The organism is Micromonospora sp. NPDC050795, from assembly GCF_044456785.1.
Lineage (GTDB): Bacteria > Actinomycetota > Actinomycetes > Mycobacteriales > Micromonosporaceae > Micromonospora.
Genome location: NZ_JBITGE010000034.1, coordinates 21799 through 40805, shown reverse-complemented (window position 1 = coordinate 40805; position 19007 = coordinate 21799). Strand labels below are relative to the sequence as shown.

At 71.5% G+C, this 19007-nt stretch carries 18 protein-coding genes; 7 read left to right on the top strand and 11 right to left on the bottom strand.

Features of this window, described 5'->3' with window-relative positions; genetic code table 11:
* Positions 1 to 10 precede the first annotated feature (10 nt).
* Complete coding sequence (locus ACIBEF_RS25875) at positions 11 to 973, bottom strand: AraC family transcriptional regulator (RefSeq protein ID WP_396795716.1); 963 nt, start codon at positions 971 to 973, stop codon at positions 11 to 13.
* Positions 974 to 1400: 427 nt separating this feature from the next.
* Here ACIBEF_RS25875 and ACIBEF_RS25870 point away from each other — a divergent pair, with 427 nt between their 5' ends.
* Positions 1401 to 2063, top strand: coding sequence for a hypothetical protein (locus ACIBEF_RS25870; protein WP_396795715.1), 663 nt, complete (start codon positions 1401 to 1403; stop codon positions 2061 to 2063).
* A gap of 235 nt (positions 2064 to 2298) precedes the next feature.
* Positions 2299 to 3810 carry a phosphoesterase gene (locus ACIBEF_RS25865; RefSeq protein ID WP_396795714.1) on the top strand — a complete coding sequence of 504 codons (1512 nt, stop codon included), beginning with the start codon at positions 2299 to 2301 and terminating at the stop codon, positions 3808 to 3810.
* 93 nt (positions 3811 to 3903) lie between these two features.
* On the opposite strand, the gene ACIBEF_RS25860 is transcribed toward ACIBEF_RS25865, so the two are convergent.
* Positions 3904 to 4506 (bottom strand): MarR family winged helix-turn-helix transcriptional regulator, encoded by a 603-nt coding sequence (locus tag ACIBEF_RS25860; RefSeq protein ID WP_396795713.1) that lies wholly within the window; start codon positions 4504 to 4506, stop codon positions 3904 to 3906.
* Between the two features lie 114 nt (positions 4507 to 4620).
* On the opposite strand from ACIBEF_RS25860, the gene ACIBEF_RS25855 reads away from it, so the two are divergent.
* The 3 genes from ACIBEF_RS25855 (at position 4621) to ACIBEF_RS25845 (ending at position 8132) form a co-directional block, all read left to right on the top strand.
* The gene (locus ACIBEF_RS25855) at positions 4621 to 6195 is read left to right on the top strand and encodes an LLM class flavin-dependent oxidoreductase (RefSeq protein ID WP_396795712.1); all 1575 of its coding nucleotides are present in this window, start codon (positions 4621 to 4623) and stop codon (positions 6193 to 6195) included.
* Between the two features lie 63 nt (positions 6196 to 6258).
* Entirely contained in the window at positions 6259 to 6855 is a 597-nt protein-coding gene (locus ACIBEF_RS25850) for an ArsR/SmtB family transcription factor (RefSeq protein ID WP_396795711.1), read from the top strand.
* Positions 6852 to 8132 carry an MFS transporter gene (locus ACIBEF_RS25845; protein WP_396795710.1) on the top strand — a complete coding sequence of 427 codons (1281 nt, stop codon included), beginning with the start codon at positions 6852 to 6854 and terminating at the stop codon, positions 8130 to 8132. The genes ACIBEF_RS25850 and ACIBEF_RS25845 overlap by 4 nt, the downstream gene beginning before the upstream one ends.
* A gap of 48 nt (positions 8133 to 8180) precedes the next feature.
* Here the strand turns inward: ACIBEF_RS25845 and ACIBEF_RS25840 are convergent, their stop codons facing one another.
* The 3 genes from ACIBEF_RS25840 to ACIBEF_RS25830 all read right to left on the bottom strand — a co-directional run bounded on the left by ACIBEF_RS25840 (position 8181) and on the right by ACIBEF_RS25830 (position 10549).
* Positions 8181 to 8876: an alpha/beta fold hydrolase gene (locus tag ACIBEF_RS25840; protein ID WP_396795709.1), complete on the bottom strand. Its 696-nt coding sequence runs from the start codon at positions 8874 to 8876 to the stop codon at positions 8181 to 8183.
* A 155-nt stretch (positions 8877 to 9031) separates the two neighbouring features.
* Positions 9032 to 10069, bottom strand: coding sequence for an SMP-30/gluconolactonase/LRE family protein (locus ACIBEF_RS25835; RefSeq protein WP_396795708.1), 1038 nt, complete (start codon positions 10067 to 10069; stop codon positions 9032 to 9034).
* Between the two features lie 57 nt (positions 10070 to 10126).
* Positions 10127 to 10549, bottom strand: a complete 423-nt coding sequence (locus ACIBEF_RS25830; protein WP_396795707.1) for an MmcQ/YjbR family DNA-binding protein — start codon at positions 10547 to 10549, stop codon at positions 10127 to 10129.
* A gap of 155 nt (positions 10550 to 10704) precedes the next feature.
* Between ACIBEF_RS25830 and ACIBEF_RS25825 the strand changes: the two genes are divergently transcribed.
* Positions 10705 to 12507, top strand: coding sequence for an acyl-CoA dehydrogenase (locus ACIBEF_RS25825; RefSeq protein WP_396795706.1), 1803 nt, complete (start codon positions 10705 to 10707; stop codon positions 12505 to 12507).
* 3 nt (positions 12508 to 12510) lie between these two features.
* On the opposite strand, the gene ACIBEF_RS25820 is transcribed toward ACIBEF_RS25825, so the two are convergent.
* Both ACIBEF_RS25820 and ACIBEF_RS25815 read right to left on the bottom strand, forming a co-directional pair.
* Complete coding sequence (locus tag ACIBEF_RS25820) at positions 12511 to 12687, bottom strand: hypothetical protein (protein WP_396795705.1); 177 nt, start codon at positions 12685 to 12687, stop codon at positions 12511 to 12513.
* A 98-nt stretch (positions 12688 to 12785) separates the two neighbouring features.
* Positions 12786 to 13505, bottom strand: a complete 720-nt coding sequence (locus ACIBEF_RS25815; RefSeq protein WP_396795704.1) for a spermidine synthase — start codon at positions 13503 to 13505, stop codon at positions 12786 to 12788.
* A 129-nt stretch (positions 13506 to 13634) separates the two neighbouring features.
* Here ACIBEF_RS25815 and eccB point away from each other — a divergent pair, with 129 nt between their 5' ends.
* A complete protein-coding gene (gene eccB / locus ACIBEF_RS25810) occupies positions 13635 to 15020 on the top strand; it encodes a type VII secretion protein EccB (RefSeq protein ID WP_396795703.1) in 1386 nt (461 codons plus the stop codon).
* Positions 15021 to 15041: 21 nt separating this feature from the next.
* Here eccB and ACIBEF_RS25805 read toward each other — a convergent pair whose 3' ends face one another.
* Genes ACIBEF_RS25805 through ACIBEF_RS25790 form a run of 4 tightly spaced genes read right to left on the bottom strand, consistent with a single transcriptional unit; the run spans position 15042 to position 18915 of the window.
* Complete coding sequence (locus ACIBEF_RS25805; protein ID WP_357231075.1) at positions 15042 to 15647, bottom strand: class I SAM-dependent methyltransferase; 606 nt, start codon at positions 15645 to 15647, stop codon at positions 15042 to 15044.
* 54 nt (positions 15648 to 15701) lie between these two features.
* Positions 15702 to 16568, bottom strand: coding sequence for a carbohydrate ABC transporter permease (locus ACIBEF_RS25800; protein ID WP_357204581.1), 867 nt, complete (start codon positions 16566 to 16568; stop codon positions 15702 to 15704).
* Positions 16568 to 17524 carry a carbohydrate ABC transporter permease gene (locus ACIBEF_RS25795; protein ID WP_396795702.1) on the bottom strand — a complete coding sequence of 319 codons (957 nt, stop codon included), beginning with the start codon at positions 17522 to 17524 and terminating at the stop codon, positions 16568 to 16570. The genes ACIBEF_RS25800 and ACIBEF_RS25795 overlap by 1 nt, the downstream gene beginning before the upstream one ends.
* Positions 17521 to 18915: an ABC transporter substrate-binding protein gene (locus tag ACIBEF_RS25790; RefSeq protein WP_396795701.1), complete on the bottom strand. Its 1395-nt coding sequence runs from the start codon at positions 18913 to 18915 to the stop codon at positions 17521 to 17523. The genes ACIBEF_RS25795 and ACIBEF_RS25790 overlap by 4 nt, the downstream gene beginning before the upstream one ends.
* Between the last annotated feature and the right edge of the window lie 92 nt (positions 18916 to 19007).

Below are 19007 nucleotides of genomic sequence, written 5' to 3'. Positions count from 1 at the left end.
TGCGTGGGTTTCAGGCATTCAGCGTCTCGCGCGGCGGCACACCGAAGCTGGCGTGGTATCGCGCGGTGAACCTGCTGTGGCTGGCGAATCCCCACCGACTGGCGATCGCCGAGACGGTCTCCTGGCGCGGGTCGGCGCGGACCAGGTCGTGGTGCGCTCGGACGAGCCGGACTCGACGCAGGTAGGCCATCGGGGTGGTCCCGAGGTGACGGCGGAAGGCGAGTTGAACCGCCCGGAGGGAGACGCCGGCGGCGCTGGCGATGTCGGCCGCGCTGATGTTCCGGTCGGCGTGCTCCTCCAGGAACGTGATCGCCCGTCGCAGCGTCGCGGTGGTGGCGTCGTTCCGGTCCGCGGCGGTCGGTTCGGTGAACGCGGTGTTGGGGAAGACCGCGAGCGCCGCCGCGGCCAGCATCCGGGCGGCGTTGCCGATCACCAGCGGCTGTGCCCCGGCGGCCGGGCTGTTCAACACGACGTCGCGGACGAAGCTGGTGGTGTTGCGCCACTGCCGGGCGAGATCCGCGCTGGCGGCACCGAGCTCGGTGAACTCGATCCGACCGGGCCGGCGGGCCGGCGCGGTGGTGGCCACCTGCGCCAGCACCGACAGGTCCAGTACGCAGAGCTCCACCTCACCGGGATGCCAGTGCACGGTGCATGGCTCCTGCGGCCTGGTGACGAGGAAGACGTCGCCGGGGCCGAACCGGTGGTCCGATCCGGCGCAGGAGCGGTCGACGCGTGCGGTGCGGGTGCGACCGATGACCAGCCCGCCGAGGGTGCTGGCATCGATCTCGAGGTGCCCGGTCTGTCGGGTGGTCGCGATGGCGAAGGGGCCGGTGTCGACGCGGTGGTGAGTGAGCCGGTATCCGTTCCTGCTCTGGATGCGCAGTTTCGGGTCGTATGTGTCGGACAGGAATTCCTGGATGGCCGTTGGATCACGGCTGTCGAACTGGTGGGTCTGCACTGGCGATGACGTCATCCGCTGTCTCCGTCCGGTGGAGGTGCCGCCGGGTGCTGGAACGGTTGCCGGCGGCAGGTTCGGGACGTGCCGGGGGTGCTCGGCGGTGACCCGGCACATCGTTGGCCGGCGGTGCGGTGGGATGGAACGTCGCGAGCGGGACGGCAGCGACCGGTTGAGCGTGTCGGATCTGGTCAGACCATTCACTGATGCTGATACGCAATATCCGCAGATGGGAATTTCACCATACGACAATCGCCGACGTGCCGTGCTGCGAATCACGGCGATGTGTCAGCAGCTCGACTTCGTTTTCCGGCTAGCGCGTCACATGGTTCTGCGTCCGCTGTCCTAGCGACCCGCGTGGCTGACAGCGAAATCTTGTTCATGATTCGTCGGAGGATGACCGATCGGCTCACTGCCGGGAGGCCGACCCACGGAGGGGGAAGCGTTGGACGGTACCGATCCTGACCGCGTCGTTCGGCTGGCCGTCGCCGAGGCGCTGGCCCGGGTGGCGGACGAGGACAGCCTGGGTCTGGGCGAGGGGGACGCGCTGGAGAGGCTCGGGCGTGGGCTCCGGGAGGTCCTGCGGCGCGCACTCGACGACCGGGTGCCGCTGACCACGCCGGAGTTCGTCGACCTCTGCCGGGACCTGGGTCTGCACCGTGACGCCTTCGACCTGCTCGGGCACTACCTGATGACCGCGTTGCTGACCCAGCACGTCGGACCGGACGCCCTGATCCGCGTCGGCGTGCTCTTCGGCACGGTCGGGCGTTACCTGCCCGGCGCCCGTCCGGTGGCCCACCGCAACGAAGGTCCCGGGGCACGGCGACGCGACGTGCGCTCGGACAACAGCGTCGTCGGTCGGTACCGGCGCGCCAAGCTGCCTGAGCACCTCCCCAACCCGCCAAGCTGGACCTGCACCGGATGCGGCCGCGAGTGGCCCTGCGCCACCAAGCAGAGCCAACTGCTCGCCGAGTTCGGTGGAGCCCGCGCCTCCCTCGCGGTCTATCTGGGCTCCTGCCTCGTCGCCGCCGCTCAGGACCTGCCCACGGTGCCGTTGCCCCGGGTCCGGCTCCGCTTCCTGGGCTGGCTGCCGCGCGCCCGGATCTGACCGGACCGTCGGCGGGGGACCGGTCGGCGAGCGCCCTGACCCGACCCCGCCGGGGCCGGGCCGGTCTGGACACCGCGCGATCACGGGGTGACCCGCTGCTGACCGGCCCGGCGCTTCGGCCAGGTCGGGGCAGGGTGTTCATCGCGCGCACCCGCTGCGTACGGCGGCTGTTCACCGCCTTCTCCGAGGCTCCTTGATCGAAAGAGCATTCGCTTGATCGAGGAGAGGCTCTCAGGTGAGAGACAAGCATCCCGAAGAGACCGAGCACGCGCAGCTGTCCCGGCGCAAGCTGGTCAAGTACGCGGGCGTCGGCGCGACGCTGGCCGCGGCCAGCCCACTGGTCGGTGCCGGCGCGGCCTGGGCCGCTGAGGACCGCCGGCCGGATGACGACGACAAGACCGACCGGGGTAGTTCCAAGAACCGGGCGTGGCGTGCGGGCGACCACCACATCCACTCCGAGTACAGCGGCGAGTTCGACACCACGAAGTCCCCGATCGTCTTCCACAAGGGCGCGGACGCGGTCTACCCGATCGTCACCAATGCCATCATGGCGAAGAACTTCGGCCTGACCTGGGCGATGTGCACCGACCACGGTGGACCGACCCACTCGAAGGTGAACATCGAGCAGGCGTACCCCGACCTGCTGCGGTCCCGCAAGCTGGTCCCCGAGGTGCTCCAGTTCTGGGGCATGGAGTTCGACGCGCCCTCGCTGGACCACCACACGCTGATGATCCCGCGCCACGAGGACGAGGCGAAGCAGCTCTTCGAGCTGGAGAGCCGGTTCGCCAAGTACGACGCGTTCCCCACCGACCCGGCCCGCGACACCGAGGCCAAGATGGTGGAGTTCCTCAAGGTGGCCCGGGGTATGCCGCACAAGCCGCTGGTGATCGCCCACCACGCGTCCCGTTCGGCGCCCGGTCTCGGCGTCTACGGTCAGGACACCCCGCGCGAGTTCCGCAACGGCAACAACGCCGCGCCGGACGTCTACATCGGCTTCGAGGGCGCGCCCGGTCACCAGGCCGGCCCGCTCAACGGCGGCAAGCGGGGCGGCTACGGCAACCACCCCACCTACGGCGGCTTCGACCAGATGACCGCCCGGGTCGGCGGCCTGTGGGACTCACTGCTCGGCGAGGGCCGGCGCTGGTGGATCACCGCGACCTCGGACTCGCACGTGCACTGGACCCGGGGCGGCTCCGACTTCTGGCCCGGCGAGTACAGCAAGACGTACGTGCACGCCCGCCAGGACTACGGCGACATCATGGACGGCCTGCGCAACGGTCGGATCTGGGTCACCACCGGTGACCTGATCCGCAGCCTCGACGTCACCGCCACGTCCCAGGGCAGGACCGCTGAGGTCGGCGAGACGATCACGGTGAGCCGTCGTAGCCGTACCGATGTCGAAATCGAGATCACCTTCCGCCCGCTGGGTGGGGTGAACGCGAACGGCGACCGGCCCGAGGTCCGCCGGGTCGACCTGATCGTCGGCCAGATCACCGGCCCGAGCGCCAGCCTGGACGCCGACACCAATCCCACCACCACTGTGGCGGCCCGGTTCGGCCCCCGGGACTGGCGTCGGCGGGGCGACAGCTACGTCATCCGGCACACCCTGCGCAATGTCGAGGCGGACACCTACGCACGGGTGCGCGGCACCAGCACCGACGAGGCCGAGCCGCTCGCCGACGGGCTGGAGAGCCCGTGGGACGACCTGTGGTTCTACTCGAACCCGGTCTTCGTGCACGTGCGCTGACCGGTGCGGTAGCGACATCGCGGGCCTGTCCGGTACCGCTCGACGGACGACGTCGGGTGGTGCGGGGCGGGCCCGTCCCGCTGCGGTCGCAGGTCAGTCGGGCCGGGTGCGGCGGGCCCGGGGAGTGGCGGTTCGCCCACCCCGCGCCGCCGCGGCACCGCGGCGACGCGTAGCGGGCGCGGCGGGCTCCGGGTCGGCCTGCACCTGTGTCACCACCTCGCAGAGGTCACGCAGCGGGTCCGCCGCCTGGGCCGAGCAGGCGACCTTCTGGAGCAGTGACCGCAGCGTCGCCGACTCGGCCGGGGTGAGCGCCCCCAGCAGATGCGACTCGACCTGCCGCAGTGCGACCCGCCGCTTTTCCCAGGCGGCACGGCCGGCGTCGGTGACCTCGATGAGCCGGTTGCGCCGGTCGGCCGGGTCCGCGCGCCGGGCGACGAACCCGGGCCGCTCCAGGTCGTCGATCAGGTACGTCAGGACGGTGCGGTCGATGCCGATCTCCTCGGCGATCGCGCCCTGGTTTCGGGCCGGCCCGTTGCTGGCCGCGGTGAGTAGCTGGTAGCCGCGCGGGCCACCGGGGAAGTCGGTGAGCGCGTGCTCGGCCGCCCGGACGTAGCCGCGGAAGACGATGCCGAGCATCCAGCCCAGGTCGTCGTCGAGCGGATCGGGCCGGTCCGGCCGGTGAGAGGCACCCGTCATCCCCCGACAATACCGCAGCGAGGCAGACCTTGTTGGCAGAAGATGTTCTGTCTGGCATAAGGTTATGGTCACGGCGCATCGACCGAGGCGTCGGGGAAATCGGGAGGCTCGCAGATGAGCGACTATGGCCACGACCTGGTCTTCGGCTCCTTCGTCACGCCCAGCGCTGACAATCCGGACCGTGCGGTCGGTGTCGCCGTCCTGGCCGAGCAGGTCGGGTTGGATCTGGTCACCTTTCAGGATCACCCGTACCAGCCGGCGTTCCTCGACACCTGGACGCTGCTGAGCTTCGTGGCGGCCCGCACCAGCCGGGTGCACCTGGCGGCGAACGTGACGAACCTGCCGCTGCGCCCGCCGGCGGTACTCGCCCGCAGCGTGGCCAGCCTGGATCTGCTCAGCGGTGGCCGGGTCGGCCTCGGCCTCGGGGCAGGGGCGTTCTGGGACGCCATCGAGGCGATGGGCGGCCGGCGGCTGACCCCCGGCCAGGGCGTACGGGCGCTGGAGGAGGCCATCGAGGTCGTCCGTCAGCTCTGGGACGTCGAGACGCGCGGCGGAGTGCGGGTCGACGGCGAGTTCTACCGGGTGGTGGGTGCCAAGCGCGGTCCGGCTCCGGCCCACGCGGTGCCGATCTGGCTGGGCGCGTACAAGCCCCGGATGCTCCAGCTCACCGGTCGTCGGGCCGATGGTTGGCTGCCCTCGCTGGGCTACCTCCAGCCCGGCGATCTGACCAGGGGCAACGCGATCATCGACGACGCCGCGCAGCAGGCTGGCCGGTCCCCGCAGGACGTGCGTCGGTTGCTCAACATCTCCGGGAAGTTCTCGGCGGTGGGGCGCGGTCCGCTGGACGGACCCGCCGAGCAGTGGGCCGAGGAGCTGGCCGAGCTGGCGCTGGAGGAGGGCGTCGGCACCTTCATCCTGGGCAGCGACGACCCCGATGACCTGCGGCGCTTCGCCGGCGAGGTGGCGCCCGCCGTCCGCGAGCTCGTCGCCGCCGAACGTGACCGGGGCGCGGCTCCGGCACGTACCCCAGAGCCGGAGCCGGAGCCGGTCGCTGCGCCGCCGGTCCGGGCGCGCCGCGCCACCGCGGGTGGTGCGTTCGCCGTGGTGCCGACCCCGGACGACGGCGTACGGCGAAGCGAGCGGCAGGTGTGGGACGAGGCGGCCCGGCCGACCGGGCCCGCGCCCGACCCGGAGCGCACCTACACCCCGCAGGAGCAGGCCACCGGCGCGCACCTCGTGCAGGTCCACGACGGGCTGCGCGCCGAGCTGGCCCAGATTCACGACCTGATCGAGCAGGTGGCGACCGGCGAGATCGACGCCGGTGCGGCCCGGTCCCACATCAACACGATGACCATGCGGCAGAACCGGTGGACCCTCGGCGTCTACTGCGAGTCGTACTGCCGCATCGTCACCACCCACCACACGATCGAGGACCAGTCGCTCTTTCCCAGGTTGCGGGCTCGTGATCCGCGACTCGCCCCGGTGGTCGACCGGCTGGAGCAGGAGCATCACGTCATCCACGACGTGCTGGAGGGTGTCGATCGGGCCCTGGTCGCGTACGTCGGGTCTCCGGACGGGCTCGCCGAGCTGCGGGCCGCGGTGGACCTGCTGACCGACGCCCTCCTGTCGCACCTCAGCTACGAGGAGCGGGAACTTGTCGAGCCGTTGGCGCGTCTGGGCATCGCCTGATCAGCGTGCCGTTGCGACGGCTCGGGGTTGCCCCGACCTAATCTGAGAGACTACTCTCGAAACATGTCTCTCAAGAATCCGTACGGGGATTTCGAGATCACCGAGCCGCAGGCGCTGCGGGCGCTGGCCCACCCGGTGCGGCTGGCCATCCTCGAACACCTTCAGCGGCACGGCCCGGCGACGGCGACCGGGCTCTCGCCGCACGTCGGCGCCACACCGTCAGTGGTCAGCTGGCACCTGCGGCACCTCGCGACCTTCGGTCTGGTCAGCGACTGGGACGGTGCCACCAGCAAGCGGGAACGCTGGTGGCAGGCCGTCGCCCGGGGCTTCCGCTTCACCGCGCCCGACAGCGCCGAAGGACAGTCCGCCAGCCAGCAGTTGCGCGGCGAGATGTTCGCCCGCACCGCCGACGCGCCCCAGCAGTGGCTGCTGCGCGAGGAGCCCCGGCTGGACCCCGAGTGGCGCGCGCTGGCCGGCATGGCCGACACCCGGTTCGTGGCCACCGCCGACGAGCTCCGCCAGCTGGAGGAGTCGATCGAAGAGCTGATCGCCCCGTACGTGCGGCGCAAGGAGGAGTCGGCCCCGGACGGCGCGCGGATCGTCCGGATGCTGCGCTACCTCCTGCCCGAGCCCGGCGACGACGACGCGGCCACGTCATGACCGCCACCGGCACCGGCGCTGTGAGCGCCACCGGCGCCGTGCCCCCGCCGGCCCTGCACCGCGACCGACGGTTCCGCACCTTCTGGATCAGCGAGACGATCTCCCAGTTCGGTGACCGGATCAGCGAACTGGCTCTGCCGCTGATCGCCGTCACCCTGCTCACCGCGACACCCGTTCAGGTGAGCGTCCTCACCGCGCTGATCTGGCTGCCCAACCTCCTGGGCCTCTTCCTCGGCGCGTGGGTCGACCAGCGCACCCACAAGCGGCGACTCCTGATCATCGCGGACCTGGTCCGCGCCGCGGTGCTGCTCAGCCTGCCGGTGGCCTACCTGTTCGACGCGATCACCCTCACCCAGCTCTACCTGGTGGCACTGCTCACCGGCCTCGGAGCGGTCCTGTTCGCCATGGCGCGTCAGGCGTTCTTCGTCGCGCTGGTGCCGCGATCGGCGTACGTGGACGCGAACAGCAAGCTGAGCATGAGCCGGTCGCTGTCGTTCATCGCCGGCCCCGCCGTCGGCGGCGGGCTCGTCCAGGCCCTCAGCGCGCCGGTCGCGATCCTCGTCGACGCGGTGTCGTTCCTCGGCTCCGCGCTGCTGCTCCGCCGCATCCCGGTGACCGAGACGCCGCCACCGCCGCGTCGAACGTCCACGCTGGGCCTGGTCCGCGAAGGGCTCACGCTGGTGCTGCGGCACCCGGTGCTGCGGGCCGCCCTCGGCTGCACCAGCACCGTCAACTTCTTCACCTTCATCGCCGGCGCGCTGCTGGTGCTCTACGCCAGCCGCGAACTCGACCTGTCGGCCGGCGCGATCGGCATCGCCCTCGGGTTCGGCGCGCTCGGCGGCTTCGCGGGAGCGGCGCTCGCACCACGGGTCTCCCGCGCCATCGGCCTGGGCCGTACCGCCATGATCGGCGCGGTGCTCTTCCCCGCGCCGCTGGCGCTGACCGCGCTGATCTCCGGACCGACCTGGACGAAGGTGGCCATGCTGGCGGCCATCGAGCTCGTCTCCAGCATCGGGGTGATGCTCATGGACGTGAACCTCAACGCCCTGCTCACCGCCGTGACACCCGACGACGCGCTGGGACGCCGGGCCGGCGCCTACAGCGCCGTCAACTACGGCATTCGACCGCTCGGCGCGCTGGTCGGCGGCACCTTGGGCACCACCATCGGGCTGCGGCCCACCCTGGCCATCGCCGGCCTCGGCGGCGTGCTCGCCGTGCTGTGGTTGATCGCGTCACCGGTGCGCCACATCCACACCCTCGACGAGACGGCGACCTGACCGACGAGGCGGCGCGGTGCCCTGGGCCGCGGCCCAGGACACCGCACGTCAGGCGGTCTGCGCCAGCAGGATCCGGGCCAGCTCGGTGGGCTGGGAGAACATCGGCCAGTGGCCCGTGTCCATGGTGACCAGTCGCCACTGGTCACTGGTCAGCAGCTTGGCCACCGTGTCGTTGGGCTCGGGCCCGTCGAGCAGGCACTTGACGTACGTCGCCGGCAGCTCACCCAGCGGCCGGCCCACCACGGCCGGCTCGGTCAGCGTCGCGCCCGGATGCGGCGTGGAACCCTCGATCAGACGGGCGACCTGCTCGTCGGTGAGACCCTGACCATCGACGTCGTCCGCGCCGAGCGGCGCCCAGTCGCCGCCACTGTCGGCGAGCTGCGCCTCGAACGCCGCCTGGCCCTGCCACCAGCCGGAGGCGAACGACCCACCGTCGACCGGCACCTCGGAGTCGACGAAGACCACCCGACTCAGCCGGTCGCCGATCCGCTCGGCCGCCTGACCCACCGGAATGCCCGAGTAGCTGTGCCCGACCAGCACCACATCGTGCAGGTCGCCGCGCTCGATCTCGTCGACGATGTCCTGCACGTGGGTCTGCTGCCCGGCCGGGACGCCCCGCTTGTCGGCGAGGCCGGAGAGGGTCAGCGGGTGGGTGCCGTGCCCGGCCGCCCGCAGGGGCGGCACCACCTCGTCCCACGCCCACGACCCCAGCCACGCCCCCGCCACCAACACGAAATCAGCCATGGCCGGGACCCTAGCGGCAACCTCCGACAGCGCCGACACGTCAGGACAGGTGCGCGCCTGGGCCGATGACCGCGAACGGTCAGCCGGTGGCGTCGAGGTGGGCAGCGATCTGCTGAGGAAACCCGGTGCGGATCGGCGGCTGCCGGACTCAGCACTCAGGCGTGGTCCCGGGCGGGCGGCCCGATCCCGACGGGCATCCGGTAGATCTGGGCCGGGTAGTCGACGGCCGCGACGCCGCCGTTGAGCCCGGCGGTCAGGTGCAGTTGGGCCGCCGGCATCCAGAGTCGGGCATCGGCGTCGAGCCACATCGCGTCCACCCAGGCCAGCCGGGGGTCGGCGACGAGCGTCCGTACGCTGCGGTCGGGTGCGAGGACGAGAACGCGCCGCCGTTCCAGGTCGCTGAGGTAGATGGTGCCGGTGGCGTCGATGGCCGTGCCACCGGTGCTGGGTGTGTCACACCAGCGTTCGACAGCCCGGGCCAGCTCGTCGGAGGACACCGACGGGTCGTCCAACCACCGGGTGGCGATCCGGTACATTCCGCCGGAGGCCGGCTGGTAGTAGAGCCAGCGACCGTCCGGCGACACCTCCAACTGGTCCACGTGCAGGCGTACCTCGGCGCCGTCCGGGTCACGCAGCACACGACCGTCGGCGACCACCGGGCCGCCCGCCGTGCTCGGGTGCCCGTCGAGCACCCGTCTCGACCGACCCGAGTCGAGGTCGAGCACGATGAGGCCCGCCGCCCCGGCGTCGCTGAGATACGCCACCCGGCCGTTGAAGCGGACGTCGTCGACGTAGCTGCCCGGCTGCACCGCCTCGTCGAGGTGGTAGACCCGCTCCACGCGGTCGTCGTCCGGGTCGACGGCGATCAACCGAGCGCCGCCCGGCACCTGCGCGCCGCCGATCCGCGGCGAACCCGAGTCGACGATCCACAACCGGCCGTCCGGGCCGGCGCGCAACCCGTTGACGTGCACGAACGCCCCGTCCGGCGGTTGGTCGGGACGGTTCCAGGCGACATCGGGGTACGGGACACGACGACCGTCCGGCAGCGCCTCCACCACCTGCACGCCGGGCCGATCCGCCGACGGGTAGCTCAGGAACACCCGCCCCCGCACAGTGGTCACGCCCGTGCACACCCGGTCTTCCTGGAACACCGGCGTCAAACGGTGATCCTCCTCGGTGGGCAGCGACGACATCGTGCGGTATCCCCGGAGCGTGCCGGCCGAAACCGCCGGTTGAAGGCGCCGCCGTGCTCAGCGCATCTGCGGTGCCGGGGGGCCGACCCGGGCGGCGAGCCGCTTCGGAGCCATGACGCAATAGCTCTCGGTGAGCAACTCACCCACCTCCTCCCAGTCGGTGTTGTCGTCCAGGACCATGCCCATCACGGTCGGGCTCCAGTCCGGTTTGTAGAAGGGGTGCCCGGTGGCGAGGAGCCCGGCGATCTCGTCGAGTGGCGACCGGAAGGTCAGCAGGCAGGCGGGCTGGTCGAGTGCGGCGGCCCGTGCGTGCACCGGCTGGCGATCGGGGTCGACGGTGAGCACGTGGGCGATGGTCCGCTTGCGAATCCGCCAGCGGGTGCCCACCCAGGCAGGCTCCTCGTAGGTCTCCGGCAGGCCGAGACAGATCGGCCGCAGCCGGTCGAGGACCTCGGGCGGGACGTCTCCGGGTGCGGTCACGGACAACGACGCTAGCCCTACGGTGTGACAAGTTCCGCTCGTCGAACCCCACCCCACCCGGTGGTGCGCGCCCTGCCGCTCGGCCAGGATGGGCCGGGGCGACAGTGGGCCGTCGCCCTGGCCCGACCAGCCCCCTGTGCCCGCTGAGGAGTGCCGTGCCGTCCACCCTGCTCTCCCGCCGTGACCTCGACTTCCTGCTGCACGAGTGGCTGCGGGTGTCCGAGCTCGTCGAGCGCCCCCGCTACGCCGAGCACTCCCGGGAGACCTTCGACGACGCCCTGGATCTCGCCGAACGGGTGGCCACCGAGCAGTTCGCCCCGCACAACCGTGCCGCCGACCTGGCCGAGCCCACCTTCGACGGGCAGCGGGTGCGGCTGATCCCGCAGATCCGTGCCGCGTTGGACAGCTTCGCCGAGACGGGCCTGCTCACCGCCGGGCTGGACGCCACTGTCGGTGGCCTGCAACTGCCGCACGCCGTCGCGGCGGCGTGCTTCACCTGGTTCCAGGCCGCCAACGTGGCCACCTCGGCGTACCCGTTCCTCACCCTGGGCAACGCCAACCTGCTGCTGGCCCACGGCAGCCCCGAGCAGGTGGACACCTACGTCCGGCCGATGCTGGACGGCCGATTCTTCGGCACCATGTGCCTGTCCGAGCCGCACGCCGGCAGCTCGCTGGCCGACATCACCACCCGCGCCGAGCCGCAGGCGGACGGCACGTACCGGTTGTACGGCACCAAGATGTGGATCTCCGGTGGTGACCACGAGTTGGCCGAGAACATCGTCCACCTGGTGCTGGCGCGCATTCCGGGCGCGCCGCCCGGGGTCAAGGGCATCTCGCTGTTCATCGTGCCGAAGGTGCTGGTCGGCCCGGACGGGGCGCTCGGTGAGCGCAACGACGTGGCGCTGGCCGGGCTGAACCACAAGATGGGGTTCCGGGGCACCACCAACACCCTGCTCAGCTTCGGCGACGGCGCGCACACCCCGGCCGGCCGTGCCGGAGCGGTGGGCCACCTGGTCGGTGCGCCGCACCAGGGTCTGGCGCAGATGTTCCACATGATGAACGAGGCCCGGATCGGGGTCGGGGCGGGCGCCACCGCGCTGGGTTACACCGGCTATCTCAAGAGCCTGGCGTACGCGAAGGAGAGGCCGCAGGGCCGGCCGGTCGGCGCGAAGGACCCGGCCGCCGCGCAGGTGCCGATCATCGACCACCCTGACGTACGACGGATGCTGCTGGCCCAGAAGAGCTACGTGGAGGGGGCGCTGGCGCTGGTGCTCTACTGCGCCCGGTTGCTCGACGAGCAGAGGACCGCACCGGCCGAGGCCGACCGCGAGCGCGCGCACCTGCTGCTGGACGTGCTCACCCCGATCACCAAGAGTTGGCCGTCGCAGTGGTGCCTGGCGGCGAACGACCTGGCGATCCAGGTGCTCGGGGGCGCCGGCTACACCCGCGACCACGACGTGGAGCAGCACTACCGGGACAACCGGCTCAACCCCATCCACGAGGGCACCCACGGCATCCAGGCGCTGGATCTGCTGGGGCGCAAAATGGTCATGCAGGGCGGCGCCGGTCTCACTCTGCTGACCACGACGATCGGTGACACGGTCGAGCGGGCCCGCAAGGTCGGGGGAGAGGCGTCCGAGCTGGCCGACCGGCTGGCCGCCGCGGTGGAGCGGGTCACCGCTGTCACCCGTCGACTGTGGGCTGACGGTGACCCGGTGCTCGCGCTGGCCAACGCCAGCGCCTACCTGGAGGCCGTCGGGCACGTGGTGATCGCGTGGATGTGGCTGGAGCAGGTGCTCGCGCTGCCGCCGGAAGGTGCCGGCGACGCGTTCCACGCCGGCAAGCGGCAGGCCGCCCGCTACTTCTTCACCGCCGAGCTGCCCCGGACCGGCCCGCAGTTCGACCTACTGGACAGCCGGGACCGGACCACGCTCGACATGCGCCCGGACTGGTTCTGACCCTCAGCGTCGTCGGCCCTGGTGATGCACCGCCTGCCGCCCCTTGACGACGCCCCAGACGATCACGATCACCAGCGCGATCAGGCCGATGATGATCAGCCAACGGACCGCCTCGAGGATCAGGCCGAGCAAAATCAGCACGCCGGCGACCACGCCGACGACCCAGAGCAGTGCACGCATGTCGACCTCCAGTGACCGGCCGTGCCTGGTGCGGCCGGCCCCGGCTTCTCATTCCCCGTCCGGCCGACACCATGCGCGGGCGGCGTACCCGACGTCGATCAGGGGCCGGTATGCGCCACGTAGACGGTGTTCGCCGACTCCCCGCCGGTCAGCGGGTTGGCGAACGGCACGACATGCGCGCGTACGCCCACGAACACCTCGCTGAGCGCGGCGGTGAACTCGGCGTCCGGCGGGTCGTCCGACCAGAGCGCGAAGACTCCTTCGGGGCGTAGCAGGGCGGCCAGGCGACGCAACCCGGCCGGCGGGTAGAACGCCGCGTGGCTCGGGTGCAGGACGTTGCGCGGGGAGTGGTCGACGTCGAGCAGGACCGCGTCGAACCGCCGGCCGGGCACCTCGGCGTCGAAGCCGGTGTCACCGGCCACCGCCGCGAAGAAGTCGGCCTGCACGAAGCGGGTCCGGGGGTCCTCGGCGAGCCCCGCCGCGAACGGCAGCAGCCCTCGTTGGTGCCAGTCGATCACGTCCTCGATCGCCTCCACCACGAACAGTGAGCGCACCCGGGGGTCGCCCAGCGCCGCGCAGGCGGTGTAGCCCAGCCCGAGGCCGCCCACCACCACGTCGAGCGAGTCACCGGCCACCTCGGCGAGACCGAGCCGGGCCAGCTCGATCTCCGCGACCGGGAAGAGGCTGGACATCAGGTACTCGTCGTCGAGCTTGACCTCGTACACCTCGACCTGGAGTGCCGGGTCCCGGCGTCGGCGCAGGCTGATCGCGCCGATCGGGGTTTCCCGCCAGGCCAGCTCTTCGAAACGCGCGCCCACGGGTGCCCTCTCGCCGCCGGATTCGTCCACGGATGGTACCGGTTGCCCCGCGACGGGCGGCCACGCAGGGTCCACGGTGCATCGACGCAGCGCATATCCTGTGCCCGGCCGATCCACCGGAGGAGACTCATGCCGTCGCGGCAGGACCAGCTGCACTCCTACCAGTTCAGCGTCCAGCGTGCGGTCGCCGCCCTGGTCATGCGCGAGACCGACCCCGCGCAGTCGCCGTTTCGGCGGCTGGCCGGCGCCGGCCTGGCCAGCGTCCTGGTCGCGGCGATCGGGCTCGGTGGCTTCGCCCTCTACGGCCTGTTCGCCGGCGGCGGCAAGGGCTGGCGGGACCCGGGCGCGGTGATCGTGGAGAAGGAGTCCGGCGCTCGGTTCGTCTACCGCGAGCAGAAGCTGCACCCGGTGCTCAACTACGCCTCGGCGCTGCTCATCGTCGGTGCGGACCGCTCGAAGACCGTCCTGGTGTCTCGACGCACGATCGACGGAGTGCCGCGCGGGCTGCCGTTGGGCATCGCCGACGCACCCGACTCGCTGCCCGCCCCGGGCCGGCTGGCCGCCACGGCGTGGACGGTCTGCTCGACCGTCCCGACCGGCACGGGCGTCGAGGCGCCCCGCTCCGCCTTGCTGATCGGCACCGAGCCCGACGGCGGTCGGCCCTTGGGCGACGACGCGCTGCTCCTGCGCCACCCCGACGGCGGGCTGCACCTGGTCTGGCACCAGCGCCGCTACCTCGTCCGTGATCCGAGCCGGGTGCTGGCGGCGCTCGCCACCACCCGAGCGCAAGCGGTCGGGGCCGCGCCGGCACTGCTCAACTCGCTGCCCGCCGGCACCGACCTCGCCCCACTCGATCTGCCCGCGTTGGGTCGGCCGGCCACCCGGGTGCCGGGTGCCGCGATCGGCACTGTCTACCTGGTGAGCAACTCCGGCGGCGGTCGGCAGTACGCGGTGGCGCTCGACGCCGGCCTGGCCGGCATCACCGAGTTGCAGGCGGGGTTGCTGCTGGCCCGCACCGGGCAGGTAGCACCGGTGCCGATGACGTTGGGCCGGTTTGCCGCGCTGCCCACGGTGCCTGATCTCGCGCCCACCGGCCCGAACGCCCCGCCACCGGTCCCGCCCCGGCTCGCGGCCGGCGACGGCGGGGCGCTCTGCACGCGCATCGGCGACGATGGCGGGGTTGGTGAGGTGCGGTGGGGCGTACCACTGCGGGACCTGACGGCCGTGCCCCGTACGGCGCGGACCGGCGGCGCGGTGCTGGCCGACCACGTGGTGGTGGAGCCGGGCCGCGGCGCGGTGGTCGAGGCCGCCGCGGCGCCCGGCGCGACCGGCGGCGCGGTCTCCGTGGTCACCGACCTGGGCCGACGGTACGTGCTGGCCGACCGGGAGGTGCTCCCGATGCTCGGCTACCGCGACGTGCGGCCGGTGCGGCTACCGTCCGGGCTGGTCAGCCTGGTACCTGCCGGCGCCACCCTCGACCCGGTCACCGCCCGCGCCGTCGCCGCCCCGGACTAAGCGACGTGTGGCAGGGGGTGCTCAGTCGGCTGGGCGGCGCAGGACGGTGACCGCGAACGGGGCGTCGTCACGCCACGGTCGCAGGTCCCAGGTGGCGAAGCGCTGCTCCACGCGCAGCCCGGCGGCCACCGCGTCGGCGTCGAACGCGGTCAGCGGGTAGCCGCGCTCCGTGCCGAAGCCCACTGTCAGCACACCATCGGGTCGCAGGTGCGCGGCCACCCGGCGCAGCACCTCCGGTTCGGTGCCGACGGCGACGAAGGCGAGCACGTTGCCGGCCAGCACCGCCGCGTCGAACGGCTCGGCCTCACCCAGCGCCGGTAGATCCAGCTCGGCGAGGTCGGCGACGAGCCACGTCGGGCCCGGATAGTCGGCGCGGGCGGCCTCCACCAGCGCGGGGTCGGCGTCCACCCCGACCACCGTGTGGCCCCGCTCGGCCAGCGCGGCACCGACGCGGCCGGTGCCGCTGCCGGCGTCGAGAATGCGGGAGCCGGGAGCGACGAGGGCGTCCACCAGTCGGGCCTCGCCGGCCAGGTCCGCGCCCTCGGCCACGAGCTTGCGGAACCTGTCGATATACCACTGTGAGTGCTCGGGACCGGTGTCGGTCGCCCAGCGGGTCGGGTTGGCCATGAGGCCACCGTATCCGGGCCGGTGGGGGTCGGGCGGGCGACTCGGACGAGACCGTCATCCCTTCTCCGCGCCGCTGGTCAGCCCTTCGGTGAGCAGCCGTTCGCTGGCGAAGAAGAGAATCACGATGGGCAGGGTGAGCACGACCGACCCGGCCATCAGCACCGTCTTGGGGACCTCCACCCCGTCGGCGAGCAGGGACAACCCGAGCGACACCGTCCACCTGTCGGGTTTGTCGACCAGGAACAGCAGGGCGAACAGGAACTCGTTCCAGGCGATCATGAAGTCGTAGAGCGCGACCGCCATGATCGACGGCATCGCCAGGGGCAGGCTGACACGGCGGATGATGCCGAGCCGACCGGCGCCGTCGATGGCGGCGGACTCCTCCAGGCTGACCGGGATGGTCTCGAAGTAGTTCTTCAGCATGTAGACCGACACCGGCAACGTCTGCGAGATGTAGACCAGCACCAGACCGAACAGCGAGCCGCGCAGCCCGGCCCGGGTGAAGACCACGAACAACGGGATCGCGATGACGATCGACGGAAACAAATAGACCGCCAGGAACAGGAAGTCCACCTGTCGCCGGCCGAAGAACCGCAGCCGGGCCACCGCGTACGCGCCGGGGATCGCCACCAGGAGGGTGAGCACGGTCGCCGCGACGGCGACCAGCCCGCTGTTGCGGATGAAGGTGAGGAACCCCTGGCCGCCGTCGTCGGTGGCCTTGAGCACCTCGGCGTACGTGGCCACGGTGAGCTCACCGAAGCCGACCACCAGCGCCCCGGGGTCGAGCAGCAGCCGCTCGATGGGGCGCACCGAGAGCACCAGCATGTAGTAGAAGGGGAAGGCCGTGATCACCAGGAACACGGCTATCACCAGGCGGCGCAGCCAACGCAGGCTCACCGTCTCGACCACGTCCCGGTCCATCAACCCACCCTCCGTCCGAAGAAGCGCAGATAGATCAGCACGAACACGATGAGCACAACGGCCAGCACGACCGCCTGCGCGGCCGCGGCTCCGATGTCGGTACGGGCGGTGAGAAACTCGTACACCCGGACGCTGACCACCTCGGTGCCGGCCGCACCGCCGGTGAGCAGGTAGACGTCGTCGAACTTGTTGAACGTCATGATGAAGCGCAGCACGCCCAGCAGGGCGATCACCGGCAGCAGTTGCGGCAGCAGGATGTGCCGGAACCGCTGGGTGGGGGTGGCGCCGTCGACCCGGGCGGCCTCCTCCAACTCGCCGGGCACCGCCTGGAGGCGGGCCAGCAGGAACAGGAACGCGAACGGGAAGTACCGCCACGCCTCGAAGACGATCACCGTGGCCAGCGCGGTCGACTCCTGGGTGAGGAACGGCACCGGCGCGTCCCAGCCGAGCAGGCGTTGGCCCCACGCGTTGACGATGCCGAGCTGTGGGTCGAGCATCACCTGCCAGACGAACGTGACGGCGACCACCGGTGCCACGTACGGCAGCAGCATGGACGCCCGGACCAGGGTGCGACCCCGGAACGGCCGGCGGACGACCAGTGCGGCCACCAGGCCGAGCACTATCGACCCGACGGTGCCGCCGATGCTGTAGATCAGGGTGACCCACAGCGTCTCGGCGAAGCCGGGGGTGTGCAGCACCCGGTCGATGTTGTCCATGGTGAACTCGCCGAACAGGCCGGTCTTGCGCAGCGTGGCCAGCCGGACCCGCTGGAAGGCGAGCACCACCGTCCACACGATCGGAATGCCGATGACCGCGATGGTGACGAGCAGGGTCGGTGCGACCAGCGCGAGCCCGGCCCGGGATTCGCGGCGGCGCAGGGTCAGCGGTCGGCGCCCGGGTGACGCCGGCTGCTCCCTGGTGGGGGAGCGGCCGGGGCCGGGCGCGGTGGTGGTCAATTGACGCCCGCCTTGATGGCGTCCACGTCCTTCGTGGCGCGCCTGGCGGTGCCCGCCGCGTCGGACTTGCCGGAGACGAGGTCGCCCAGCACCTTGGGCACCGGCAGCTCGCCGAGCATGGCGCCGACGAGTTTGCCCTGCCCCTGGCTGAGGCCCCAGCGCCCGAAGGTGTCCGGGCTGCGGCGCAGCGTGGCCAGCACCTCGTCGCCGTACACGTCGGTGAGGGGCTTCTTCGCGTCCACGCCCGCCTGGCTGGTGTTCCAGGCGGTCAGGTACGCCTCCGGCTCGGCGGGGGTGCCCTTGCGTACCGGGAAGCGGCCCTCCGGCGACATGCCGAACCAGCGCGGGTAGCCGTCACCGAGCATGTACTCCACGAAGGACTTCGCCGGGTCGGTCACCGCGCCGTCCAGGACCGCCCACGAGCTGATCTCGCCGTACTGGGCCGGCTCGGTGCCGTTCGGGCCCTTGATCGCGGTGACGAACCCGCTGTTCTTCGCGAGGAACGCCGGGTCCGCCTGGCACTGCGCGCAGGTCGGCTTGGCGTCGTTGCGCAGCCCGGCCAGCTCGTCGAGGATGAACGGTGACCAGATCACCATGGCCGCCTTGCCCGCGAAGTAGGTGGCCCGGGTGGTGTCCACGTCCTGCGCGCCCTTCACCGAGCTGGTGCGGATCAGGTCACCGTAGAAGCGGAACGCCTCGACGCACTGGGGCGAATCCAGTGTCACCTTTCCCGAGTCGTCGGTGAGCTGGCAGCCGTTGGCCAACGCCAGGTGCTCGAAGGTCTGTTGGGTGAACACGTCGCTGGGGGCGGTCGCCGCGGTGATGCCGGCGACGCCGCCGGTGTTCAGTCTCGCGGCGGCGGTGGTGATCCGCTCGTACGTGTCGGGGGCGGGCAGGCCGGCCGCGGCGAACAGGTCCTTGCGGTAGACGAGCAGCTGTCCCCACCCGTCGCTGGGCACGGAGAGCTGTGTGCCGTCGTCGGAGGTGAGCTCCAGCGCTCGGGGGGAGAAGGTCTGCCTGCCCAGCTTGTCGACGACCTCCGCGTTCGCCGAGGCATGTAGCAGCTCGTTGCCGGCGAGCGTACGGATGCCGGCGAGCGAGACCGACCCGACCACGTCGGGCAGGTCGCCGGCGGCGGCGTTTGCGGCGATCAAGGAGGGGAACTGGTCCTCGTTGACGGTCACGAGGTCGACCTGGATCCCGGTCTTGGCGGTGAAGTCGGCGATGATCGCCTTGGTGGCGGTGACCCGGTCGGCCACGTCCTCCAGGCTCCAGACGGTGATCTTCTTGCTGTTGCTGTCGGGTGCGTCGTCGCCGCAGGCCAGCAGGGTGGACGTGGTCAGTGCCAGGATCACTGTGGTGGCGAGTATCCGCCTCGGAGGTGCTGACATCGGTGGCACTCCTCTCGAAGGGTACATGAGGGATCCAACACCTTCGATTGATCAATAGCAAGACATATGGCGATTTTTTGCTATCCTGGAGC